Here is a 23,807-nt window from a genome sequence, read left to right as displayed (position 1 = left end):
CACGATGGAGCGCCCGAAATGAGCACGATCCGAGTCGTCGAGGTCACGCGAGGCCATATCCGCGTTCAGGTCGGGGATCGCTCTCTGACCATCCAAGGCGAAGGTCATCTGCCTGCGCCCGGCTCCCCGGGTTACCTCATTTACGCGAACTCGATTCGCGCGTGGGACCCGCCGCACCAAAGCGACGCGCTGGACTTGGCGCAAAAGAAGGACATTTTGACGGGGGTCCTTCGCCACTTCGATGCCAAAGGGACGCACTACACCGTCGAAGGTGAACCGACGTAAAACGTCGCATCGCGGTGCACGGCGTCGGCATCTGTCGCGGAGTCTCGCGTCGACGCCTGTTGCGATGCACGGCCTAGACGCCTGTCGCGGGGGTCTCGCGGCGACGCCTGTTGCGATGCACGGCCTAGACGCCTGTCGCGGGTGCACGGCGTTGACGCCTGCTGCGGGTCCCGCGGCGACGCCTGTTGCAATTCACGGCCGAGACGCCGGTTGCGGCACACGGCGTTGACGCCCCTGTTGCGGGGTCCCGAGTCCACACCGTTGGGGGGACCGAGGTAAACACAGTATCGCGGACGATGGCGTATTCCGCCAATCGATCGCGACGAGATGGCGCATTCGCGGCGAGCCTTTGCTACTGTTGAAGACTACGACTCGTTTGCTTGATCCAGCAGCCGAGCAACCGGAAGCATGGTCGCCGCCCGAATCGCACCACAGCATCTGCGTGTATCCCTCGCCTGGGGAACGACGGTTCTCGCGGTCAAAACGCTGTCGCGAGGCGAGTCGTTCGAGTTCGAAGACGGCGCGCGCGCCAAAGGCTCGACGTCCAACGGAAAAGCCGGACCGCCGCTGCCCATCCCCGATGGCCTCGAGATTAGCCCCGTTCCGGTGCGCGGCGCGCCCGGGGGCTGGGAGATCGACGCGCGCGGTGTGCGCAGCGGATTTTTCCGGCTGCGGGGGCGCGATGAAGATGCGCTCTCGATCGCGCGAAGCGGGGTGCCCATCCCCATTGTGCCGGGCGACTACGGTGTACTGCAATATGGGCTATTCTCGCTCTTTTTTCAGTACACGGACGCACCCAACAAAAACCTGAAGGGTTGGTCGGGCATCGAGCTCCTCGTCCTTTTGGCGATCTTCTCCAGCGTGGTGCTGCACCTCGGCGGCATCGGCCTGCTGCGCGCGCTCACCACCCCGCCTCCGATTGCAAAGCCCATCGAGCTGGCGAGCCCCGAAGAATTCGCCGAGCGCTTCCGCGTTCATCGCGCTTCCCTCGAAGAACCTCCGCCCCCGGCGGCGGCGGCGAGCGCCCAGGCCGGAGGAACGGGGGTCAAAGACCCGGGCGCGCACGACAAGAAAAACCAAGGCGGCGGGAAGAAGATGCCGGGGCCCGAAGGAAAGCTCGGGAAGAAAGGTCCCTCCGATCGCACGGAGGTCGATGGTCCCGTGCGCCCCTCGAACCACGTCGGAGGTTTGAGCGAGGTGCTCGAATCCGATGCGGGCCAGGAGATCAAGCGCGAGCTCGACAAGCTCGGCCGCGTGGCCGACGCGCTCTCGGGGCTCAACTCCGCCAACATCCTGCTCGGCGGTGGAACGGGGACAGGCCTCAAGGGAACCAACGCGGGCGGCGGCGGTCGCACGGCCGGGGTCCCGTTTGGCGCGGGCACCCTCAACACCGGCGCGGGCCTAGGAACCGGCGGAGGCTTGGGTACCGGAGGCGGCGGTCTCGGCGGCGCTGGGACCGGCGGACCCGGCCTAGGAGGTCAAGGGCGCGGCAACGGCAGCGGCAATGGCAAAGGAAACGGCGGAGGCGGGTCGCGCGAAGCGCAGGTGAGCACCGGCGGCGCGGTGGCCGCGAAGGGCGGGCTCTCCCCCGAGCAAGTGCGGCGCGTGGTGGTCGCGCACGAGGGCGCGCTGCGCGCATGCTACGAGAGCGAGGCGCAGCGCAATCCCAACCTGCGCGGCGGGCTGACCGTCTCATGGCAGATCGAGGGCAGTGGAAGCGTAACGAGCGCTTCGGTTGCATCGAGCACCCTGGACAATGCGCGGGTCGAAGGATGCGTGGTGCGGCAGGTCCGTTCGTGGAAGTTCCCCACCAGCGATACGTCGACCAACGTGAACTACCCCTTCAAATTCGGCGTCGGGGGGTAGTCGATGTGTACTAGATCCATCCGGCATTGATTCGAGCAGGAAAACCTACCGTCCGTCGCGTGGCCCTCATCGGATATGGCGCCATGGGGCAGCGTCATGCGCGAGCGCTCCTCGCGTTGCCGGAGCGAGCCACCGTCACGGGGTTCTACGATGTTCGTGACATCGACAGCGCGCTGCCCTTGCACAGCGCCGAGGCCGAGGCCATCGCCCACGCCGACGTGGTGTTCGTGGCCACCCCCATCGCCGCCCATGTGAGCACGGTGCTGCGCGCGCTGCGCGCGGGGCGCGATGTCTTCGTGGAGAAGCCCATCGGCGCCACCGCGGACGAAGCGTCGGCCATGGTCGATGCGGCGGAGCGAAGCGGGCGCCGGCTCTTCGTCGGGCACTCGGAGCGGTTCAATCCCGTGGTGCGCGCCCTGCACCGCGAAGTGCGCCCCGAAAGCATCCTCCGAACCACGTTCTGCCGCATGGCCGCCGCCAGGCCCAGCGCCCCGAGCGGTGAGTCCCGCCGTGCGCGCGCGCGCGACCTGCTGCTCAACCTCGCCGTCCACGATCTCGATCTCGCCGCGTACGTCACCGGCTCCCGCGCCATGGTGCACGCCGCCTTCGGCCGTGAAGACGCGGCCGACGTGCTGCTCGCGACCGGCCGCGGCCCCGCGCACATCCGGGTGGGGCGCGAGGGCGAACGCGAACGCTGGGTGCTCGTCACCACGGACCGGGCGACGTACCGCGGCGATCTTCTGCACTTTCGCCTGACCGTGCGCGATACGGCCACGACGCGCGAGCGCGAGGTGCCGCTCGAGACCGAGGAGCCGCTGCTCGCGCAAGCGCGCGCCGTCTTCGATGCGCTCGATGGAAAGCCGTCGGAGATCGCCGAGGGCCTCGACGGCGCACGCGCCGTTCGACTGGCGGAAAAGTCGTTGGCGTTGCTTCGCAAGCCGCAGCCCCTGCCGCAGCCGGCCGAGGTCGCGGAATACGCCGGCTACGCAGGCGATCCGGCCGAGTAGACGCGGTCAGCGCCGGCGCGCGCCGCCGCGCGACAGGTGCGCGATGGCTTGCCCGAGCCCGTCCAACGTGAGCTGGAACATGGGAAACACCTGCGCGAGCGCCTCCGCGGTGCCGCCCTTCCAGTACTGCGGCGGATCGGGGTTGAGCCACACGCTCTTGCGGAAGTGATCGGCGATGAGCTGCATCCAGCGAATGCCCTGCATCGAGCTCTCGCCGGGGTGCTTCGAGTAGTACGCCCAATCGCCGCCGCCGAGCAGCTCGCCCGGGTGCATGGCCGCGTCGCCCACCATCACCAGTTTGTACTCGGCGTGGCAGGCGTCGAGCACGTCGCGCACGCGCACCGGATCGACGAAGCGCTCGGTCTCGTACAGGTTTCCGTAGATGCAGTTGTGAAAGTAGTACGTCTTCAGCTCGCGGATGTTGGAGGCCCGCTTGGCCGCGGAGAAGAGCTGGGAGACCAGGTGCGCGTGCGGATCCATCGAGCCGCCCACGTCCATCAAGAGCAGCACGCGCACATTGGAGCGCTTCGGCGGGCGGAGCACGATCTCCAGCTCGCCCGCGTTCTTGGCCGTCTCGGAGATGGTCTCGTCGAGGTCGAGCTCGAGCGCGTCCCCCTCGCGCGCGAACGCACGAAGCTTGCGCAGCGCCACCTCGATCTGACGCACGTCCAGCACCAGATCGGAGCGATAGGGCTTGTAACGGCGCGCGTCCGCGATGCCCATCGCGCTGCGGCCACCGCCCATTTTGCCCACGCGAAGCCCGCTCGGGTGCGCGCCGTTGGCGCCGAAGGGGCTCGTTCCGCCCGTTCCGATCCAGCGATTGCCCCCGTCGTGGCGCTCCTTCTGCTCGCGCTGCCGCTCCTCGAAGAGCCTTCGCAGCTCCTCCATGTCGAGCGACTGGATGAGCGCCAGCTCCTCCGGGGTCAGCTCGCGCCGATCGCGCGCGTCTTTCAGCCACTCTTCCAGCTCGTCGAGCAGTTGCACGCTCGCCGTCTCGATGCCGCGGAAGTGCGAGAGGAACGCCTGATCGAAGGCGTCGAGATCCCCTTCGCGGTGCACGCAGACGGCGCGCGCCACATGGTAGAAGCCGTCGAGCGAGCTATCGTGCAGACCGAGCGCGAGCGCCCGCGCCAAGGACATGGCCTCTTGCGCGCCGATTTTGACTTTGCGCGCGCGCAGCTCGAAGAGAAACGGGACGAACATGCTCACGTAGTTCTGCCTGCGCCGTGGACCCTTGCAAGCTCTTCGATCAAATCGTCGTGAATCTTGCCATTGGTTGCGATGAGCTCGCCGCCAAGAAGGTTCTCGGTGCTGCCGCGGTAGTTGGTCACGCGTCCTCCGGCGCCCAACACGATGGCCGCCCCGCCGGAGATGTCCCACGGATTGAGCTTTCGCTCCCAGTAGCCGTCGTACGTTCCCTCGGCCACCAGGCACAAATCCATGGCCGCCGATCCGCAGCGGCGCACCGCTTGGCACTTCTTCTTGATGGCGACGAACGCATCGAAGTTGTTGTCGGCGCTGACCCGGCGGTCGTACGGAAACCCGGTGGCGAGCAGCGACTCCCCGAACGAGGCCACGCGGCTCACCTCGCACGGCTCCCCGTTGCGGGTGGCAAACCGTCCGGCGATGCCCGTCCACTCGCACCGAAGCGCGGGCGCGACCACCGCGCCCAGCAGCGGCATGCCCTTCACGACGAGCCCGATGGAGACGCAGAAGAACGGGTGACCGTGCACGAAGTTGGTGGTCCCATCGATGGGATCCACGTACCAAAGCGGCTCGTTCGCCGCGCCTCGCGCCGCACCTGCACCTCGTGCCGCACCTGCACCGTGCGCCGCACCTGCACCGGACGCCGCGACCTCGCCGGGCACGAGAGGGTCGGCCCCGCCTTCCTCGCCCACGACGGCAAAGGGCGTGCGCTCGTGAAGCCGTTTGCGCACGAGCACCTCGCTGGCCTTGTCGAAATCGGTCACCAGATCAATGGGCCCTTTGTGCTCGACCCGGAGCGTCTTTCGCCAACCGGAGAAGACGAGTTGGGCGGCCTCGCGCGCAACGTCGAGGGCGACGGCGAGGCATGCGCGCTGGCCATCTTCGGTTTGTACGTCGAATGCGGATGTCATGGGGTGAGCCTCGCGAGCAGACGGGAATGAAGCCCCCCAAAAGCACCGTTGGACAAGAGCGCGATCGCGTCGCCGGGCCTGGCCTCGGCGGCCAGGCGCTCGAGGATGGCATCGACGCTCGGCATGGCCTCGGCCTTGTCCCCGATGTCGCGGGCGAGGAGCTCGAGATCGAGCCGCTCGCCGGCAGGGACGTTCGCGCGCCCGAGCGGCGCCAGAAGGACGAGGTCGGCCGAGCCAAACGCGCGGGCGTAAGCTTGCTGGTGCAGCGCGCGGCAGGCGGTGGCGCTGCGCGGCTCGAACACGGCCCAGAGGCGGCCGCCCGTCTGCTCGGCATGCGCGGCCTTTTGCTTGGCCCGGAGCGCGGCGAGCGTCTCCTCCACCGCGGTGGGATGGTGCGCAAAGTCGTCGTACACGGAAATGCCGCGAGGGGCGCCGAGCAGATCCTGCCGGCGGCGCACGCCTTCGAAGGTGGCGAGCCCCGTGCGGGCGCGCAAGACGGGCACGCGAAAGCCCTCGGCGCACGCGCAAAGGGCGGCCACCGCGTCGCGTACGTTGTGCGCGCCGGGGCTCTTCATGGCGAAGCGCCCGCACGACATGCCGCCCACGAAGAGATCGAAGGGCTGCATCCCGCCCGCATCGATGGGCGCGGGCGCCGCCAGCCACGTGGGGGTGAGCTCGCCCGTGTCGTCGCCCTCGAGGGCATAGAACACGAGGCGGGCCCGCGCGTGCTCTTGCAAGGTGCGCACGGCCAGGTGCTGGCTAGCGTCGCACACGATGAGGCCCGCCTCGGGGACCTTGGCGGCCAGCTTGGCGAACTGCGCGACATAGCTCGCTTCGTCCGGATAGATGTCGATGTGATCGTGCTCGATGCCCGTCACGATGACGACGTCGTCTTCGCCCACGCCGACGTAGTCGAAGAACTTCGGCTCCTTGTGCCAGTACACCGCGTCGTACTCGTCGCCCTCGATGACGAAGGGCGCAGGCGGCGCCGAGCCGCCGACGATCTTGCGCCGCAGCGAGCCCACCGCCGCCCCCGAGGGGAAATTCTTGGGCAGCCCGCCGATGAAGTACCCCGGCTCGAGATCGGCGCTGGCGCAGATCCAGGCGCTCATGGCGCTGGTGGTCGTCTTGCCGTGGGTGCCCGTCACCACCAGCGGACGCCGCCCCGTGAGAAAATACTCGCGCAGCGCCGCCGACATGGAGAGCGCCCGAAGCCCGCGCTCGCGCACGGCCGTGGCCTCCACATTGTCGCGCCGGATGGCGTTGCCGACGACGACCAGGTCGAGCTCCCCCGCCACGTGCTCGGCCGCATAGCCGCGCAGGCACGTGACCCCCGCCGCCTCGAGCGCCGGCCCGATGGGCGGATCGAAGGCCAGATCCGACCCGCGCACCTCCCACCCCAGCTCGCGAAAGAGCATCGCGAGCGCCCCCATCCCCGTGCCCGAAATGCCTACGAGATGAACGACGTTGCTCATCGACCCTTTTCGAAGACGAACTCGTCGTCCTTGACATCCACGCGCACCACGCTGCCCGAGGCATACCCGCCCGCCAAAATCTGCTCGGCCAGCGGATCCTGCAGCCGCTTCAAGATGGCGCGCCGCAACGGTCGCGCGCCGAACGCGGGCTCGTACCCTTGCTCGACCAAGTTCATCTTGGCGGCCTCGGTCAGATCCAGCTTGATCTCGCGATCGGCCATCAGCTTCTCCAAGCGCCGCAGCTGAATGTCGACGATGCCGCGAAGATCCGCCTTGCTCAGCGGGCGGAACACCACGATGTCATCGATGCGGTTGAGGAACTCGGGCCGCAAGAAGTTGCGAAGCTCGTCGCGGAGCACGTCGCGAAGGGCGTCGCGGCCCTCCTCCGTCTCGAACAAGCGGGGCTCCGTCTCGAGGATCCGCTTGGAGCCGATGTTGCTCGTCATGATGACGACCGTGTTCGAGAAGTCCGCCGTGCGCCCGCGCCCGTCGGTGAGCCGGCCGTCGTCGAGCACTTGAAGCAGCAGGTTGAACACGTCGGCGTGCGCCTTCTCCACCTCGTCGAAGAGCAGCACGCTGTACGGGCGCCGGCGCACGGCCTCGGTCAAGAAGCCGCCTTGCTCGCTGTCGACATAGCCCGGCGGCGCGCCCACCAGGCGCTGCGCCATGTGCTTCTCCATGAACTCGCTCATATCGAGCCGGGTCATCGACTGCTCGTCGTCGAAGAGAAACTCCGCCAGCGCCTTGGCCAGCTCCGTCTTGCCCACCCCGCTGGGGCCCAGGTACAAGAACGACCCAATGGGCTTGCCCGGATCGCGGAGCCCCACCCGTCCGCGGCGCACGGCGCGCGCCACCGACCGCACCGCCTCGTCCTGACCGATCACGCGCTGGCCGAGTCGCTCCTCCATCTTGAGGAGCTTTTCGTTCTCGGCCTCCAGCATCTTCGCCACCGGGATGCCGGTCCAATCGCCCAGCACCACCGCCACGTCCTCCTCCGTCACCACGTTGGACGTGCGGCCCCCATCGTCGCGCTTCATCGCCAACTCGGCCGCCTCGAGCCGCCGTTTCACGTCGGGGATGGTTACGTGCTCGAGCTCCCCGAGCCGCGCAAAATCTTGCCGTCCGCGCGCCTCGGTCAGCTGCTGCTCCAGCTTCTCGCGCTCGGCCCGCAGCGCGTTCACCGCCGCCAGCGCCCCGCGCCGCGAGTCGAGCCGCGCCCGCATCTCGACCACCAAGGGCTCGAGCTGCGCGCGCTCTTTGTCGAGGCGCTCGCGCGTCTTGATGCTCATGGCGTCGTCGTCGTCGAGGAGCGACTGGTGCTGCGCCTTCACGGATGCCAAGCGCCGGATGGCGTTGTCGACCTCCGCCGGCACCCCATCGAGCTCGACCCGCTTTCGCGCGGCCGCCTCGTCGAGCAGATCGATGGCCGTGTCGGGGAGGGCCCGATCCTGCAAGTAGCGCTTGGCCAAGTGCACCGAGGCGACCACCGCGGGATCGCCGATTTGCACTTTGTGGTGCGCCTCGAACTTGGTGGCCAGCCCGCGCAGCATCTCGATGGCCTGATCCGGCGGCGGCGCATCGATGGTCAAGATCGAGAACCGCCGGAGCAAGCCGGGATCGCGCTCCTGCATCTTGCGCAAACCATCGGGCGTGGTCGACGCGAGCAGGCGCACCTCGCCGCGGGCGAGCATGGGCTTGAGCAGATCGCCCACCCCGCTGCCGGCCGCGCCTTGGCCGAGGAGCGAGTCGATGCCGCTGATGTAGAGCACCCGTTCGCTGCCGGCGGTGCCCTTCATGGCGCCGATCACCTGCTTCAGGCGCTCTTCAATCTCGCCGCGAAGCCGCGCGCCGGCCACCAGGGCCCCCGTCTCGAGCTCCAAAATGGAGAGGGCGGACAGGTTGTGCGGCACCTCTTTGGCCGCGATGCGCATGCACAGCGCCCCCACGATGGCCGTCTTTCCAACGCCCGGATCGCCCACCAGCAGCGGATGGTTCTTGTGGCGCCGCTCCAGGATCTGCAGGAGCCGGCGCACCTCGACGTCGCGTCCGATGACGGGATCGAAGCCACCTTGCCGCGCGCGCTCGACCAAGTCTTGCGTAAACCGCCCGGCACCCTCGGCGCCATTTCCGGAGGACGCGGCTGCCGTCCCCGGCACATCGCGCGGAACACTGCGAAGGGCGGCCATGTGGGGGCGAAAGGAGCCGGGCCCCAGCTGGAACGCTTGAAGGACGACGGCCGCGGCCCCGCGGATTTCCTGGGAGAGCGCGTTGAGCAGGTGCTCGACCTGCACGGTATTTCCGGTCGCCTCCTTCTCGGCGCGCCGGAGGAGCTCCAGCATGGCAGGCGAGAGGTACGAGAGCCCGCTGGTCGTCTTTCCAAGCCGGGAAAGCGCCGACTCCGCCTCGACGGCCACGTCCGAGGGGTCGGCGCCTGACTTCCGGAAGACCTCGGCGACCCCGCGGTCGCGATCGATGGCGCGCGCGAGCAGATGAATGGGCTCCACTTGCGCATGCTTGCGCTCGTCGGCGAGCGACTGCGCCCCGGCAACGAGCGCCTTGGCGTCGGGCGCATAGCGGTCGAGATGAATGGTGTGATCGGCAGCCATCGGGCGGGAAGGTAACATCCCCCGAGGCTCTTCGCTTCCTCGTCTGCACGGTCTGCAAGCCGCCTGCTCGCGTCCGAGGTCGCTCTCGCCCGCGTTTTGGTCCCGCCCGAGGTCCGCGCAGCGCGACCCCGATCCCTTGCCATCGCGGGGCCGAGGACCAACCCTGGGAATCGCAGCGCGACTTCCCTACCTTTTCGACGGGTAGGAGAGCCTACCGTCCGATCCCGGAGACCCCATGACCGCCCCCGTTCAGATCTACACCACCGACCACTGCGGCTATTGCGTCCGCGCCAAGATGCTCCTCACCAAGCGGAACATCGCCTTCGACGAAATCGACGTCAGCACCGACGACGAAAAGCGCGCCTGGCTCGTCAAAGCCACCGGCCAACGCACCGTCCCACAAATCTTCATCCACGGCACCCCCATCGGAGGCGCCAGCGAGCTCCACGAGCTCGACCGCTCTGGCGAGCTCGCCCGCCGCCTCGCCGTCCCGCAATCGGCGTAGCTCGTATCGAGCCGGGAGCGCGCAGCTGCACGGGGACGCGTCGCGCCAGACGTCCCCGTGCCTTACGCCCTCCCGTATCCGCTATCCCCTCACACGGAGCTCACATCTCGAACGAGAGCCCAGCCACCCAGGTGCTGGTGCCCACGAGGAGGACGTTGTTTTGACCGATCCCCTTGTACGAGGCGAACATCCACTCCGCGTACAGGTACGTGTGGTTGATCCCGATTTGATTGTCGAGGTTCTTCGCCGTGCGGCGGTCGAGCACGTCCATTTGGAATGCGAGGCCCGCGGCAAAGTGAGCGCCCCAGGTTTGACCTTTGCCGTAGGCCGTCGTCGACCCGTCGGGTGAATCGCGGTACGAGGTGCCGCCTTCGGTGTACGTGCGCCAAGGGACATAGCCGACCCCCGCTTTTCCGTAGGGGACGAGCGGGATGCCGAGCTCGCGCATGAAGACGTCGGCGCGCAGCACGCCCACGGCATACATCGGGAAGACGGAGAGCGTGGTGTCGGTGCCGGAGTCCGTGTCGGTGATCTGGCCCGTGTCCGAGAGCTTCTTCGCGGGGCCGCTCATGGTGGTGTAGCCGATGGACACACCGGGTCCCAGGGTCCCGAGGTATGGGATGCGGATGGCCTGCCAGTCGAATTCGACGGCGAACAGGAGGCGCGACGAGTCTCCGAAGGCGTCCCTCCACGGGGTCTTCCCCGTCCCTTTGAACTCGTCGTCGATCTGCGGCTTGTAGGGCGCGAAGCGAAACTCCAGCGCGAAGTTCTGCGGCGATTCGTAGTTTCGGTGACGAGGCCGCAGGATGGCATCGTCGTCGCCGGCGGAGGCTGTCGTGGAGACCAGACCCATCGCGGTGAACGCCAAGACGGCGCACGCGGGCGCGAGTCTCATGAACGCTTTCCTTTCCGACGCCGTCGCACGAGGGCGAGTCCAAACATCGATGCTGCGCCAATCACCACACCGTCCGTCACCGGCGCGCCTTCGAGCGCGCAGCCTCCGGCGAGACCGCCCGCCTCGCGGTATCGGTAGAAAAAGTCGCCGACCGGACCGGGGGTGCCGCACGCCGCGGACGAGAGCTCGCCCGAGTTCTTCGCCTTGTCGATGGCCGCCACGGCGCACGCGTACTGAACCCCGTTGACGAGATCTTTCACGGTCGCGCTGGTCGAGGCCGTGCTCTGCACGGTGGTGCGCTTCGTCTTGGGCGTGTACGGGCAGGCGCCGCCGCCTCCTCCGCCTCCTCCCCCATCGTTGGGCACGAGGACGCATGGGCCGGCATCGATGGGGGTCCCCGAGGCATCTGGCCCGGCGTCGGTGAACCCTCCGTCGGGGCACACGAGCGTCGACCCTGCGTCCGTCGTTCCACCGTCCGACGGCGCGGGATCGTTGGGGGAGAGGCTATCGACCGGGTCGCAAAAGACGTCGTAACCCGAGATGGAGGTGGCCACGCCGCTGGGAGCATTCCAACGAATGACCAAGACGCGATCGCCCTCGCCCGCGGTCACCGAGTCCGGGCCTTTCGGGCCCTTGGTGGACAACTGGACTTGGGTCGTCTGGCTCCCATCGGGGGCGGACGCCGAGTTCGCGAGCCAGAGAAAATAGATGGTGATCGATTGCGCGCCGGTCGTCGCTTGCGAATCGCACGCGCTCGAGTTGGCCGGCGTGTACTGCACGTTCTTGGGGTTCGCGTTCAGCTGCTGCGCCAGATCTTGAACGCGGATATCGACGGTGATGGCCGTCTTCAGCGACCCTCCGCCGATCGTCGCCGCAACCTGTCCGCACGTGGCGGTGGCCGAGGTGCGGGACGTGGTCGTCTCGCACGAAGCGCCCGACCAGATCTCCAGGTTGTGGCTGTCGTCGATGCCTTGAAGGTTGAGCGGAAAGCGGATCCGCACGTCCTTGTCGCAGTCCTCTTTGGTCAAGGTCGTCTCGAGGACGCCTTGCGGGTGCGCATCGGCGTTGGAGCCATCGGGCTTCACGCGCTTGATCGGTGTGCCGAGCGTGATCGTCAGCGCCGCGTCGGCGGGCGTCTCGTAAGAGACGAGCACGAGCATGGCTGCACACAACGCCAAAACGGCACGCCAGAAAGTCGAAAACCGAGGGAAGGAAGAGAAAATGCGCATTGACGAGGATCACCTTGCGGGCATGCGGCCGCGAGCGGTGAACGAGCATAGTACATGCCACGCTTATTTTTCCGAGGAGATGCTCGGAAAGTGACCGCCCGTCAGCCAAGGTGGCACCTATTCCGCCCTTCACCCCACGGCCGGCTGACAATCTGGCATAAAGACCTGCGAACCTCGTCCCATTCACCCACCCGCGGAGATCCCTCGTGATCCACCTGATCCCTTCGCACCGCAGCCGACCCTCCGATGACCCCATTTTTTCCCTGCACCGCGACGCTGTAGCCCGCGCGTCCAAGGGGGAGAAGATCATCAACGCGACCATCGGCGTGCTCCTCGACGACGACGGCAGCTTGTCCGTCCTGCCCACGGCGGCGCGCGTGGTGCACGAGACGGAGGCCGCTGCCTGGGCCGCGTACGCTCCCATCGCGGGCACGCCGGCGTTTCTCGAGGCGGTGCAGAATGACCTGTTGTCCGGCGAGCCGCGGCTTCGGGCCGCGAGCACCGCCGTGGCCACCCCCGGCGGATCGGGCGCCCTGCGGCATGCGATCGCCAACTACCTCGAGCCGGGCCAGGCGCTGCTCACCACCAGCTACTTCTGGGCGCCCTACAAAACGTTGGCCGACGAGGCCGAGCGAAAGGTCGCGACCTTCAATATGTTCTCGGCCGACGGCAAGCTCGATGTCGATGCCCTCGACCGCGCGGTGGCCAAGCAGATCGACGAGCAAGGCCGCGTGCTGCTCTTCATCAACGACCCATGCCACAACCCCACCGGCTACTCGATGCGCCGCGAGGAGTGGAAGCAGGTGGTCGAGCGGCTCGTCCCGCACGCCGAGCGCGCCCCCATCACCCTCTTGGTCGACGTGGCCTACGCCGCCTACAGCGCGGGTGCGCCCTGGGATCATCTGAGCGAGCTCACCCCGCTGCTCGGCAAGGCGGGGCTCCTGTTCGCGTGGAGCGCCTCCAAGACATTTACGCACTATGGACTGCGCGTGGGCGCGCTGGTCGCGTGTGTGGGCGACGACAAAGATCGCGCCGCCACCCAGAACGCGCTCGCCTATTCGTCGCGCGGCACCTGGTCCAACTGCAACGCGGGCGGCCAGCACGCCATCACCCGCCTCCTCTCCGATCCCGCCCTCAAGGCCGCCGCCGACGCGGAGCGCGAGGTCAAACGCCAGCTGCTCTTGAAGCGCGTGAACGTCTTCAACGAGCTCGCCCACGGCAAGAACCTGAACTACCCGCGCTACGACGGCGGCTTCTTCGTCTCCGTCTTCACCGACCAGGCCAGCGAAAAAGCCGCCAAGATGCGCGACCGCGGGGTCTTCGTCGTCCCCATCACGGGCGCCCTCCGCGTGGGCCTCTGCGCCGTTCCGCAACAGGACGTCGCCGCCCTGGTCGAGGCCCTCGCCGTCTAACGACGAACGCGCCGCGCGCGGCGACGCTCGCCGCGCGGCGACGCTCGCCGCGCGGCGACGCGCTACGATGCGTTTCGATTCGACGAGTCCGCGGTGTGCGGCCGCATGGTCACCACCGTGGCGTCGAGGCGCGTGATGGTGCGGTCCAACAGCTCCATCGCGTCCGCGTGGGTGAACGGGAGCTCCTCGTTGGTCAGCTTCTCGTAGAGCTCGGGCGCGATGTGCTGAAACGAACGGCGCGCCAGGGCCAGCACGTCGCGCGAGCCCCCGCCCACGCGCACCAGCGCCCCCAGCACGCTGAATCGCGCGGCGCTCTCGCTCCCCACCGGGCACCATCGGCCCTCCCGATCTTGCGCGTAGCCCCGCGGGATCCAGCGCGCCTCGCTCGAGATGAGCGCCCGGCCCTGCCGCAAGGTGCGCACCAAGGTGGTGGGCGTGAAGGGCGTGGTCACCAGGTTGCGCGAGGCCACCCGCCGGCCCGATACCGGCGCCTCGCGCGTCTCGTCGATGCCCCACACGAAGACGCGATCGCGGCCCCCGTTCTTGGCGCGGTAGAGCGCCACGTCGGCGCGGCCGAAGAGATCTTGCCCCGCGAACGTCTCGTTGGGGAGCACCGCGGCCACACCACCGCTGAAGGGAATCGGCGCCAAGGTGCCGTCCGAGAAGCGAAACGGGTGCTGGTGCAGGTGCGCGCGCAGACGCCCGGCCACATCGCGGGCGCGGGTGCCGTCGCAGGCGCGCAGGAGCAGGACGAACTCGTCCCCGCCGTAGCGAAAGGCTACGTCCTCGCCGCGCGTGACCGTGCGAAGGGCCGCGGCGAAATGCGCGAGCACGCGATCGCCCTCGTCGTGCCCGAAGCGATCGTTGATGGACTTGAAGCGATCCAAATCGAGGAGCAGCACCGAGAAGGGCTCCTTGTGGCGCTTGGCGTAAGCGCTCTCTTCGAGCACGCGCGCCTCGAACCCGCGCCGGTTGCCGAGCTCCGTGAGCTCGTCGACGGTCGCGTTCTTCTGGGCGAACACGAGCTCCTTCTGCAGCTTGCGCACGAACCGCACCTGCTCGGTCGCCGTCCGCAGCTTGGCGGCGAGCCCCGAGGGCGACGCGGGCATTTGCACGATGTCGGTCACGCCGTGCTCCACCATGCGCTGCACCTCGACCTCGCTGAGCGGCCGCCACGTGAAGGCGAAAATGGGCAGGTGCGCGGTGGCCTCGCCGCGACGCAGACGGCGGGTCATCTCCAGGGTCGAGGGACGCGCTTGCGATGCATCGAGCACCAAGAGCTCGACCGCGTCGGGCGCCGCATCCAGCTTGGCAAGCGCTTCCCACGCGTCCGTTGCTTCGACCACGCGAAACATCCCCGCTGGCAGTGCCCGCCGAAGATTCGCCCGCGTCTCTTTGTCTCCGTCGACCACCAATGCAGACCCCTTCGGCGGTGCCTCGCGCGACCCGATTCGTTCTTCACCCATGGAAAGCTCGAAGAAAGCCCTAGGCAAAATTCGGGCTCACGATCGATGGGCCGCCTCCTCGGACGGCAGCGGTGGAGCCTTCGCGCAAAGGCGCACCGACATGAACGATGCGTGAGGCAAAACGTCACAGCGGTGCGGCGGAGTGCGCAGCGTACCGTTGCCGTTTGGTTGCAAAGAAAGCCCGCAAAACCTCAGGTCGCGCTCACCGCGAGGTAAACGATTTCGTACCGCGTGGCACGAACCTTCTCCTCGCGGAGCGCTTGGCTCACGAGCCCCTGCATGGTCTCGAGCGCTTGCTGCCGCGTGCGCGCCGTGCACATGCAGCCCGGCACCATGAGGCATTCTGCTTCGTAGGAACCGTCTTCCTTTGGACGAAGCATGATGGGGATGTTCCGCAGCGCGTTCACGAGGTCCAAGAGGAATCCCACGCGGGGCGCATGATCGTCAATGCCGCGTGCATGCATTTCGAACCTCGCGAGCGCACGGGGCGGCCGCACGATGTGCACGATACACGCATCCTCGCGGGCCGCTATGGCCGCTCCGTGATCGCGACGTGACGTCGTCGTGACCGTTGTTTCCGACCTGGCGGTCGTCGTCTGCGTCGCGCGAAAACGCGCTTGCCGGACCGACCGCCGAGTCGAGCATCGACGAACTCGGCGGCCCTGCCGAGATGATGAGGACGCGCGTTATACCTCGTTACCTGCCGAAACCTTCGAACGACAACGCGACTTTTCCAAAGTGCGTGCCCTTTCCCAAGTAATCGAGCGCCTCACGCACCTCGGTCACGGGAAAAACTTTATCGACCACCGGCGTGATGCGGTGCAACTCCATCGCGCGCACCAACGCCTCCAGGCTGGTTCGATGACCGCCGGAAACCGCTTGCAAGCGGATCCTACGGGTCACCGTGGGGAGCAGATCCAACGTCGTCGACAGGCCTTCGACGAACCCGACGACATACACGGTCCCCCCGACGCGCGCGGCCGCGATGGAGCGCTTCAAGGTCTCGCCGCCGGCGATGTCGAGCACATGGTCCGCGCCGCGCACGCCTTGTCGCTCGGTGAGCTCGAGGACGCGCTTATCCCAATCGGGTGTTTCACGGTAGTTGATCACGTGGTGCGCGCCAAGCTCCTTGAGCCGCGCGAGCTTCGCAGGGTTGCCCGAGGTGGCGATGACCTCGGCGCCGGCCGCGCGCGCGAGCATGAGCGCAAAGAGCGACACGCCGCCGCTCCCTTGCACGACCACCGTCTGCCCGAGCTGCAGCGAGCCATAGACGAACAGGGTCTGCCACGCCGTGAGCGCGGCGATGGGAAGCGTCACCGCCTCGACGTCGCTCAAATGCGAGGGCGCGTGGACCGCGGACTCCTCGGAGACCGCCATGTACTCGGCCAGCACGCCGTCGAGCGGTCCGCCCAAGCGGGACATGTTGTCGGCGGGCGGTTCACCGTTGATCCAGTTGGTGATGTACGCGGGCAGCACGCGATCGCCTACCTTGAAGCGGCGCACACCCGGGCCGAGCGCAACGACCTCGCCCATGCCATCCGAGATGGGAATGAACGGCGGCTTCAGCGACAGATACTCACCGCGCACCACGCTCAGGTCGCGGTAGTTCAACGACGCCGCCCGCATGCGCAACAGGATTTGGCCCGGGCCGGGCGTCGGATCGGGACGCTCCACGAGACGCAGACCATCGAGGCCGAAGTGCGAGAGTTCGAAAGCTTTCATGCGCCCAACGATGCACCCGCCGGCCGCCGTGCAACAGTGCCGAAGTTTGCATGTTCAACAAGCAGAAATGCACGACCATGTCGCATCGGTCGCCTTCCGTGCATTCGGGCGCATCCGTCGCGCACCGCCGTCCGTCGCATTCCGCGCAAAAAATCACAGGAAGACGGGACGATGAAGATAGGGAATGGTCCGTCTTCCTGTGATTTTCTTTCTTCAGCTGGACTGCCTACAACTATTCAGGATTGGCGATGCTCGGGTCGCAAATGGGGGGCGCGTCCCGCCACGGATCTTCTTCTTGATAGGACGAGATCTCCGCATCCATCTTGATCTCGATTGCCTTCGGTTTCTCCCACGTCGTGGCCGTCGAAGTCTGCATGGTCCTCGCTCCTTGGTTGGGGCACTCTCGACTGCGCGTGCACGTACCAGGCCTTCGGGGTTAGTAAAGATTCTTAACAAAGGCAAGCACGCGGAGGAGAGTATACGTTCATGAACCTCACAGTGCTCGGATCGGCCGCCGGTGGCGGCTTCCCCCAATGGAATTGTGGTTGTCCGAACTGCATCGCGGTGAGGGAAGGGCGCGCAAATTTCGAGCCCCGCACCCAAGATTCGCTAGCGGTGACCGCGCGGGATCCGCGCGATGCCTCGTACGTACTCGTCAATGCATCCCCGGATTTGCTCGAGCAAATCAAGAGAACGCGCCCGTTATGGCCGAAAGCGCCCAGACATTCGCCGATTCGCGCCATCGTGCTGACCAATGGCGACATGGATCACGTTCTCGGGCTTTTTTCGCTGCGGGAGTCGTATCCGCTCGCGCTCTACGCGACCAGCGCAGTGCGTCGAGGGTTGGAGGAGAATGCCTTTTTGCGCACCTTGCAGCGCTTCGAAGGACAGCTCGTATTGCGCACCTTGGAGATCGGGCGCGAGGTGGAGATTCGAGACGCTTCGGGTGAAACCACGGGGGTACACATTCGCGCCTTTGCTGCGCCGGGGAAGCTGCCGGTGCACCTCATGGCATCGGGCACCGCCAGCGACGAGGACAATGTCGGGCTCGTGCTTCACGATGGCACCTCGCCTAAAAAGACCGCCGTGTACCTGACGGCCTGCGCCGATCTCGAGCGCCGTACCGATCTCGAAGGGCACGCCGTGCTCTTGTTCGACGGCACCTTTTATTGCGAGGACGAGCTGCGCAAGCTCGAGCTCTCGCGCTCCCTGGCCAAGGACATGGCGCACATTCCCATCGAAGGCGAGACGGGCAGCCTCGCGCGCCTTGCCTCGATCCCCGGTTGCCGCAAGATCTACACGCACATCAACAATACCAATCCCATTCTCTCGCTCGCCTCCGAGGAGCGCCGCACGGTGGAGCGCGCGGGATTCGAAATTGCATTCGACGGTATGGAGATCACCTTATGAGCACCGCCCTCTCGAAGGACGATTTCGTGGCGCGGCTGCGCGAAGAAGGCGAAAAGCGCTACCACGACCATCACCCCTTCCACATTCGAATGCACGAAGGCTCGCTCACGCGCGCGCAGATCCAAGCGTGGGTGCTGAATCGTTACTATTATCAAACGCGCATCCCCATCAAAGACGCCATCATCCTCTCCAAGTCGGACGACCCCGCCTTCCGGCGCATGTGGATGCAGCGCATCGTCGATCACGACGGCGCCGCCGAGGGCGAGGGCGGGCTCGCGCAGTGGCAGCGGCTCGCGGGCGGCGTGGGGCTCGACGTGGCGGCGGTCAAGAGCCTCGCGCGCGTGCTCCCGGGGGTGCGCTTCGCGTGCGATGGCTATGTGCAGCTGGTGCGCGAGCGGCCGCTGGTGGAGGCGGTGGCCTCGTCGCTCACGGAGTTCTTCTCGCCCGACATCATGACCCGGCGCATCGCCGCCTGGGAGACGCACTACCCGTGGGTCGACGGCGAGACCCTCGCCTACTTTCGCAACCGGGTCACCCGCGCCAAGGTCGACTCGCGGCAGGCCATCGACTACGTGCTGGCGCACGCCGCCACCCGCGAGCAGCAAGAGCGCTGCCTCGATGCGCTCATCACCAAGTGCCACATTCTCTGGGCGCTGCTCGACGCCGTCAGCAATGCCACGGGGGTGCCGGCGGCGACCGGCGCGACCAACGCGACCAACGCGATCGGCGTGGCCCACGAGCCAGGTGCGCGATGATCGCGGCCACCACGGTTCCCAAGCTGGCGAAGAAGGCGCGCCTTCGTTTCGACCGGCACGAGGGCCAGCACATGCTCCTTTATCCGGAGCGCGGGCTCCTCTTGAGCCAATCCGCGGCCGCCATCGCCGAACGATGCGATGGAACGCGCTCGGTCTCGGAGATCGCGCACCAACTCGCCGCCACCACCCAAGGCGCGACCGAGGAGCAGATCGAGCGCGACGTCATCGCCTTTCTCGAAGACCTGGCCGCGCGCGGCTTGTTGGAGTCGACATGAGCCAAGCCTTCGAGGGCCACGACGGCAACGCTGGAACCCACGGCGCGCCGCGCCCGTATACGCTCATCGCCGAGCTCACGTACCGGTGCGCGCTCAAGTGCCCTTATTGCTCGAACCCCACGGATCTTCGCGCGCACCGCCAGGAGCTGACGACGGCCGAGTGGCTTCGCGCGCTGGAGGACGCGGAGGCCCTGGGCGTGGTGCAGGTCCACTTCAGCGGCGGCGAGCCGCTGGCGCGCAAGGATCTGGAGCCCATCGTGCAGCGTGCGCGCGAGCTCGGCTTGTACTCGAACCTGGTGACGAGCGGTGTCCCGCTGGCGCGCGAGCGGCTCGTGGGGCTCAAGGCTGCCGGCATCGATCATGTGCAGGTGAGCTTCCAGGGCACCAAAGCCGAGCTGGCGGACGCCATCGCCGGCTACGAGGGCCACGAACAAAAACTTCGCGTGGCGCGCTGGGTCAAAGAGCTGGGCTTGCCGCTCACCATCAATGTGGTCCTTCATCGCGCAAACCTCGAAGAGGTGGAGGCCATCATCGATCTGGCGGAAAATCTCGGTGCGGACCGGGTCGAGCTCGCCAATACGCAATACCACGCATGGGCGATGAGCAACCGTGACGCGCTCCTGCCATCCCCCGAGCAACTCGAGAGCGCCTCTGCCGTGGCTGCGCGTGCGAAAGCGAGGCTGCGCGGCAAAATGGATGTACTGTTCGTGAAACCCGATTACTTCTCCAGCACCCCCAAGGCATGCATGGATGGCTGGGCACGACGATTCGTTCACATGACGCCCGACGGCTTCGTCCTGCCGTGCCATGCGGCCATGGAGATCAAGACGCTCTCCTTCGAGAGCGTGCGCCAGCGCCCCCTCGGTGACATCTGGACCGACTCCCCCGCGCTCCGCGCCTACCGCGGCGATGCGTGGATGCCCGAGCCGTGCAAGAGCTGCGAGCGCAAGACCATCGACTTCGGCGGCTGCCGCTGCCAAGCCTTTGCGCTCACCGGCGACCCCGACGCCACCGATCCGGTGTGCGCGCTCTCCCCCCATCACGACTTGGTGCTCGCCGCCCGCGCGACCGCCAAGCCAAGGCGATACCTGTATCGTGGATGACGTCGCGGCGCTCTCGCGAATCACCAGCGCGCGATTTCGCGTCGTCGCCGCGTGCGGCCTGGGCTCGTTCATGGCGGCGCTCAGCACCAACCTCGTCAACATCTCCGCGCCCGTCATCGCGCGCGATCTCGGCCTGGGGCCGGGGCAAATCAGCCGTATCTTCACGGTGTACCTGATCGCCATCACGGTGCTGCTCCCCATCTTCGGGCACCTGGGCGACGTGATGGGGTCCAAGCGCGTGTTCGTCACCGGCTTCGCGGCCTTCGGCATCGCGGCGCTCTTCTGCGCGCGGGCGGGCGGGCTCACCGCGTTGACCATCGCGCGCGGCTTTCAAGGCGCGGGCGCATCGATGCTCATGGCCAACGGCGCCGCCATCGTCATCCGCGCCTTTCCGCCCACGCACCGGGCGCGGGCCCTCGGCCTTCAGCTCTCGCTCACGTATGTCGGCTTGGTGCTCGGCCCCACGTTGGGGGGCGTCTTGGTGGTGGCCGTCGGGTGGCGGGCCATTTTCGTGGTGCTGGCGGGGGTCGCCGCCCTCGGCACCTTGCTCGGCTTTCTCTGGCTCGAGAACGAGTCGGAGGGTGCCAAGAAGCGCGCGAGCGCGTTCTCGGCGTTTCCATTCGAGCTCTTTCGCGACACGTCGTTCGTGATGGGCATCGCCGGCGCGCTCGTCCTCTACGCCACGACGTTCATGATCTCGTTCGCGCTCCCGTTCCAGCTGCAGCATGCGCGCGGCATCTCCCCGCACGAGGCGGGCCTCCTCATGACCCCGCAGCCGGCGATGATGGCCGTCGTCGCCCCCATCGGCGGATGGCTGGCCGACCGCTTTGGCCCGCGCAGCCCGTGCGCCATGGGCATGTGCGCCGTCGCCGGCGGCTGCCTTCTCCTTCCGCCCGCCGCCAACCACGGCGCGCTGGCCATCATGAGCGCCCTCGCGCTCATCGGCCTTGGCGCGGGCATCTTCATCGCGCCCAACAACGCCTCCATCATGGGCGCCGCGCCCAAAGAGCGCCAGAGCACCGCCGCCGCCGCCGCCGCCATGGCCCGCAACATCGGCATGACATGCGGCGTCGCCCTCGCCGCCGCGCTCCTTCAGCGCACCGGCGAGTTCCGCTCCGTCATGCTCGCCTGCGCCACCTTGGCCCTGGTCGGCTCGGCCATCGCGTCGGCACCGCGCATTTAGCGAAAGAAATTCACCGAACCCGCGGCAACAGCCGAACGCGAACGTTGCGCTCGTCGACCGCGACCACCGGTTACGCCAGCGCGAGGACCTTGTCGTCGACCGATGCGGCGGCGTACGCGAGCACCTGACGGATGTCCTCGTCGTCGAGCTCGGGATATTCACGCAGAAGCTCCGCGCGGTCCGGATAGATGGCGAGTGCTTCGAGGACGCGTTCGACGGCCAAACGAAGGTCGCGTACGCAGGGCTGTCCGTTCATTCGAGTGGGATCGGACGTGATGCGGTCAAGGTGGCTCATACGTCACTCCTCGGCACCTCGACGGATTTTACCGCATGGGGCCGCGACGTCGAGCGCGCGGCCCCCAGCCATCATAGCCAGCCGTTTTCGCGGTACCACTTGACGGTGCGCCGGGTGCCCTCGGCCCAGTCGACCTCGGGCTTCCAGCCCAAGTCGGCCATGGCGTTGTCGGTGCTGCAGACCCAGTAAGGCTGCGCCAGCATGTTCGCCTTTTCGCGCGTGAGCATCACGGCTTTGTTGGCGAACTTCCCGTAGGTTTCGACGCCGAGGGCCACGGCGCTGATGACGCCGAGGGGGAGGCCTTTGCGGATGATGGCGCGCTTGCCGATGGCGCGTTCGACCTCTTCCATCGCCTCGCGCTGCACGTAGATCTTGCCGTCGGTGATGAAGTAGCTCCGGCCGCTGGGGATGTCCGCCTCGATGGCGCGGATGATGGCCTTGGCGCAGTCGGTCGCGTACGTGAAGGTGACCTTGGCGCTGCCGTCGCCCGTGATGGGCAGCACCCGGCGCTGCACGGCCTTGAAGACCTCGAAGATTTCGACGTCGCGCGGGCCGTAGATGCCCGTGGGGCGCAGGGTGACGACGGGGAGCTCGTCTTTGACGGCTTGAATCGCTCGTTCGGCCTCCAGCTTGGAGCGGCCATACGCGGTGATCGGGTTTTGCTGGTCGGCGTCGATGGGATCGCCGTTCACCGAGGGGCCGCACGCCTCCAAGCTCGAGACGTAGACGACGCGGCGGATCTTCCCCGCTTGCTTCTTCGCGGCCGCGATCACGTTCTGGGTGCCGCCCACGTTGATGGCGTGAAACTCCTCCCGATTGCGCGCCTTGACGATGCCCGCCGCGTGCACGATCGCATCGACGCCGTCGGCGGCGGCCTCCACCTTGTCGGCCTCCTCCACGGCGCCGTACACGAGCTCCACGTTGGAGAGCGACTCGAGGAACTTTCGGTTCGACGTGCGCCGGACCAGCGCGCGCACGGAGTGGCCCCCGAGCGAGAGCTGCTCCGCCACATGGCTGCCGAGAAAACCGCTGGCCCCCGTAATGAGTACGTTCATGGTGTGCTCAGGCTCTTTTCGTAAATACGGTACGTCTTGTAGTGCTTTCCGCCCATCAACTTGATCCCGGCGTTGACGGCGCCATTGTCCTCGAGCGTCCACCCGAGCTCCCCCCACTCGATGCCGATGCGCTTTCCCGACATGGCGAGCTCGCCGTAGAGATAGGCCGAGAGCGCCGCGTATTTGCGCACATGCCGGTACTTTCGGCGGATGCCCAGGATGATGAGCCGCGCGCTGCGCGGGCCTTGCACCTTGAGCCGGTACAGGAGCTTCGGCAGCCCGAACGGCGCGAGCCGGCCGCGCAGATCGCCGATCATCTCGTTGATGTTGGGGAGCGCCACCGCCACGGCCGCCGCCTCCCCGTCGATGAAGGCGATGCGCGTGATCTGCGGCTCGAGGATCAACTTGAAATCGGCCGCCATCTTCCGCACCTCCGAGCGCGTGGAGGGAACGAAGCCCCAGTTGTCCGACCACGCGTCGTTGAAGACGTCGACGATGAGGCTCACGTCGCGCTCCACGTGCTTGAGCGACGTGGGCCGGCAGGTGACCTCCGGCAGGCTCGCGATCTCCTGGTGCGCCTTCTTCACGCGCGGCCCCAGCTCGCCCACCATGTACTTCCAGCCGAAGAGGTCTTTCACCTTGGCGTAGCCGGACTTCTCAATCAGCCCACCTTGGTACGGCCGGTGGTGCGGGCACAGGAAGACCGGCGGGGAATCGAACCCGTTCACCAGGCAGCCCGTCTCCTCGTTGATGCCCAGCGAAAAGGGCCCGCGTGCGCGCTTCATCCCGCGCGCCCTGAGCCACGATTCGGCGCGCGCGATCAGCGCGGCGGCCACCTCGGGATCGTCGATGGTGTCGAAGAAGCCGAAGAAGCCCGCGTCGTCCTTGTGGCGATCGAGGTGCTCGCGATCGATGCTGGCGCTGATGCGGCCGACGCACTCGCCGTGGCGATGCGCGGTGAAGGCCACCGCGTCGCCGTGCTCGAAGAAGGGGTTCTTCTTGGGATCGAGGCGATCCTTGATGTCCATGTTCAGCGGGCGGACGTAGTGGGGATCGCTCGCGTAGATGGAATCGACCACATTGAGAAAATCCCGAAGATTACCGCCTGCCTCGATTTGCCGGACTTCGATCATGCGGCAAACCGGT

Annotated in this window: 23 protein-coding genes; 10 read left to right on the top strand and 13 right to left on the bottom strand. The window is 67.2% G+C overall.

Annotation, left to right across the window (positions count from 1 at the left end):
* Positions 1–18 precede the first annotated feature (18 nt).
* The 3 genes from LZC94_47975 (at position 19) to LZC94_47965 (ending at position 3,158) form a co-directional block, all read left to right on the top strand.
* On the top strand, positions 19–285 hold the full coding sequence (locus LZC94_47975) for an immunity 74 family protein (GenBank protein WXB15547.1): 267 nt from the start codon (positions 19–21) through the stop codon (positions 283–285).
* 1,545 nt (positions 286–1,830) lie between these two features.
* A complete protein-coding gene (locus tag LZC94_47970; GenBank protein WXB20332.1) occupies positions 1,831–2,151 on the top strand; it encodes an AgmX/PglI C-terminal domain-containing protein in 321 nt (106 codons plus the stop codon).
* A 59-nt stretch (positions 2,152–2,210) separates the two neighbouring features.
* Positions 2,211–3,158 (top strand): Gfo/Idh/MocA family oxidoreductase, encoded by a 948-nt coding sequence (locus LZC94_47965; GenBank protein WXB15546.1) that lies wholly within the window; start codon positions 2,211–2,213, stop codon positions 3,156–3,158.
* Between the two features lie 6 nt (positions 3,159–3,164).
* On the opposite strand, the gene LZC94_47960 is transcribed toward LZC94_47965, so the two are convergent.
* The 4 genes from LZC94_47960 to LZC94_47945 are packed head-to-tail and all read right to left on the bottom strand — an operon-like array spanning position 3,165 to position 9,356.
* The gene (locus LZC94_47960) at positions 3,165–4,361 is read right to left on the bottom strand and encodes a VWA domain-containing protein (GenBank protein WXB20331.1); all 1,197 of its coding nucleotides are present in this window, start codon (positions 4,359–4,361) and stop codon (positions 3,165–3,167) included.
* Between the two features lie 2 nt (positions 4,362–4,363).
* Positions 4,364–5,275, bottom strand: a complete 912-nt coding sequence (locus LZC94_47955) for an inositol monophosphatase (GenBank protein WXB15545.1) — start codon at positions 5,273–5,275, stop codon at positions 4,364–4,366.
* A complete protein-coding gene (locus tag LZC94_47950) occupies positions 5,272–6,750 on the bottom strand; it encodes a Mur ligase domain-containing protein (protein WXB15544.1) in 1,479 nt (492 codons plus the stop codon). Before LZC94_47950 ends, LZC94_47955 begins: the two co-directional genes overlap by 4 nt.
* Complete coding sequence (locus LZC94_47945; GenBank protein ID WXB15543.1) at positions 6,747–9,356, bottom strand: AAA family ATPase; 2,610 nt, start codon at positions 9,354–9,356, stop codon at positions 6,747–6,749. Before LZC94_47945 ends, LZC94_47950 begins: the two co-directional genes overlap by 4 nt.
* Before the next feature lie 235 nt (positions 9,357–9,591).
* Here LZC94_47945 and grxC point away from each other — a divergent pair, with 235 nt between their 5' ends.
* Complete coding sequence (gene grxC, locus LZC94_47940) at positions 9,592–9,861, top strand: glutaredoxin 3 (protein WXB15542.1); 270 nt, start codon at positions 9,592–9,594, stop codon at positions 9,859–9,861.
* A 100-nt stretch (positions 9,862–9,961) separates the two neighbouring features.
* On the opposite strand, the gene LZC94_47935 is transcribed toward grxC, so the two are convergent.
* A complete protein-coding gene (locus tag LZC94_47935) occupies positions 9,962–10,756 on the bottom strand; it encodes an MXAN_2562 family outer membrane beta-barrel protein (protein WXB15541.1) in 795 nt (264 codons plus the stop codon).
* Positions 10,753–11,916 (bottom strand): hypothetical protein, encoded by a 1,164-nt coding sequence (locus LZC94_47930; protein ID WXB15540.1) that lies wholly within the window; start codon positions 11,914–11,916, stop codon positions 10,753–10,755. The genes LZC94_47935 and LZC94_47930 overlap by 4 nt, the downstream gene beginning before the upstream one ends.
* Positions 11,917–12,191: 275 nt before the next feature.
* Here LZC94_47930 and LZC94_47925 point away from each other — a divergent pair, with 275 nt between their 5' ends.
* The gene (locus tag LZC94_47925; GenBank protein WXB15539.1) at positions 12,192–13,397 is read left to right on the top strand and encodes an aminotransferase class I/II-fold pyridoxal phosphate-dependent enzyme; all 1,206 of its coding nucleotides are present in this window, start codon (positions 12,192–12,194) and stop codon (positions 13,395–13,397) included.
* Positions 13,398–13,459: 62 nt separating this feature from the next.
* Here LZC94_47925 and LZC94_47920 read toward each other — a convergent pair whose 3' ends face one another.
* The 4 genes from LZC94_47920 to LZC94_47905 form a co-directional block, all read right to left on the bottom strand.
* On the bottom strand, positions 13,460–14,863 hold the full coding sequence (locus LZC94_47920) for a diguanylate cyclase (GenBank protein ID WXB15538.1): 1,404 nt from the start codon (positions 14,861–14,863) through the stop codon (positions 13,460–13,462).
* A 191-nt stretch (positions 14,864–15,054) separates the two neighbouring features.
* Positions 15,055–15,279: a hypothetical protein gene (locus tag LZC94_47915; protein WXB15537.1), complete on the bottom strand. Its 225-nt coding sequence runs from the start codon at positions 15,277–15,279 to the stop codon at positions 15,055–15,057.
* A gap of 280 nt (positions 15,280–15,559) precedes the next feature.
* Positions 15,560–16,585: an NAD(P)-dependent alcohol dehydrogenase gene (locus LZC94_47910; protein ID WXB15536.1), complete on the bottom strand. Its 1,026-nt coding sequence runs from the start codon at positions 16,583–16,585 to the stop codon at positions 15,560–15,562.
* Positions 16,586–16,817: 232 nt separating this feature from the next.
* Complete coding sequence (locus LZC94_47905) at positions 16,818–16,961, bottom strand: hypothetical protein (GenBank protein WXB15535.1); 144 nt, start codon at positions 16,959–16,961, stop codon at positions 16,818–16,820.
* A 110-nt stretch (positions 16,962–17,071) separates the two neighbouring features.
* Here LZC94_47905 and pqqB point away from each other — a divergent pair, with 110 nt between their 5' ends.
* From pqqB to LZC94_47880, 5 genes are read left to right on the top strand one after another with little or no spacing between them, the layout of a single operon-like run.
* On the top strand, positions 17,072–17,995 hold the full coding sequence (gene pqqB, locus LZC94_47900; protein WXB15534.1) for a pyrroloquinoline quinone biosynthesis protein PqqB: 924 nt from the start codon (positions 17,072–17,074) through the stop codon (positions 17,993–17,995).
* Complete coding sequence (gene pqqC, locus LZC94_47895) at positions 17,992–18,750, top strand: pyrroloquinoline-quinone synthase PqqC (protein ID WXB15533.1); 759 nt, start codon at positions 17,992–17,994, stop codon at positions 18,748–18,750. The genes pqqB and pqqC overlap by 4 nt, the downstream gene beginning before the upstream one ends.
* The gene (gene pqqD, locus LZC94_47890; GenBank protein ID WXB15532.1) at positions 18,747–19,025 is read left to right on the top strand and encodes a pyrroloquinoline quinone biosynthesis peptide chaperone PqqD; all 279 of its coding nucleotides are present in this window, start codon (positions 18,747–18,749) and stop codon (positions 19,023–19,025) included. The genes pqqC and pqqD overlap by 4 nt, the downstream gene beginning before the upstream one ends.
* Positions 19,022–20,128, top strand: coding sequence for a pyrroloquinoline quinone biosynthesis protein PqqE (gene pqqE, locus LZC94_47885; GenBank protein ID WXB15531.1), 1,107 nt, complete (start codon positions 19,022–19,024; stop codon positions 20,126–20,128). The genes pqqD and pqqE overlap by 4 nt, the downstream gene beginning before the upstream one ends.
* The gene (locus tag LZC94_47880; GenBank protein WXB15530.1) at positions 20,121–21,311 is read left to right on the top strand and encodes an MFS transporter; all 1,191 of its coding nucleotides are present in this window, start codon (positions 20,121–20,123) and stop codon (positions 21,309–21,311) included. The genes pqqE and LZC94_47880 overlap by 8 nt, the downstream gene beginning before the upstream one ends.
* A 70-nt stretch (positions 21,312–21,381) precedes the next feature.
* On the opposite strand, the gene LZC94_47875 is transcribed toward LZC94_47880, so the two are convergent.
* The 3 genes from LZC94_47875 to LZC94_47865 all read right to left on the bottom strand — a co-directional run bounded on the left by LZC94_47875 (position 21,382) and on the right by LZC94_47865 (position 23,794).
* Positions 21,382–21,606 carry a DUF433 domain-containing protein gene (locus LZC94_47875; GenBank protein WXB15529.1) on the bottom strand — a complete coding sequence of 75 codons (225 nt, stop codon included), beginning with the start codon at positions 21,604–21,606 and terminating at the stop codon, positions 21,382–21,384.
* Between the two features lie 71 nt (positions 21,607–21,677).
* A complete protein-coding gene (locus tag LZC94_47870; protein ID WXB15528.1) occupies positions 21,678–22,661 on the bottom strand; it encodes an NAD-dependent epimerase/dehydratase family protein in 984 nt (327 codons plus the stop codon).
* On the bottom strand, positions 22,658–23,794 hold the full coding sequence (locus tag LZC94_47865; GenBank protein ID WXB15527.1) for a hypothetical protein: 1,137 nt from the start codon (positions 23,792–23,794) through the stop codon (positions 22,658–22,660). The genes LZC94_47870 and LZC94_47865 overlap by 4 nt, the downstream gene beginning before the upstream one ends.
* Between the last annotated feature and the right edge of the window lie 13 nt (positions 23,795–23,807).

It is taken from the genome of Sorangiineae bacterium MSr11954 (assembly GCA_037157815.1).
Taxonomy (GTDB): Bacteria; Myxococcota_A; Polyangia; order Polyangiales; family Polyangiaceae; genus Pendulispora; species Pendulispora albinea.
This window is presented reverse-complemented; position numbering and strand designations above follow the sequence as displayed.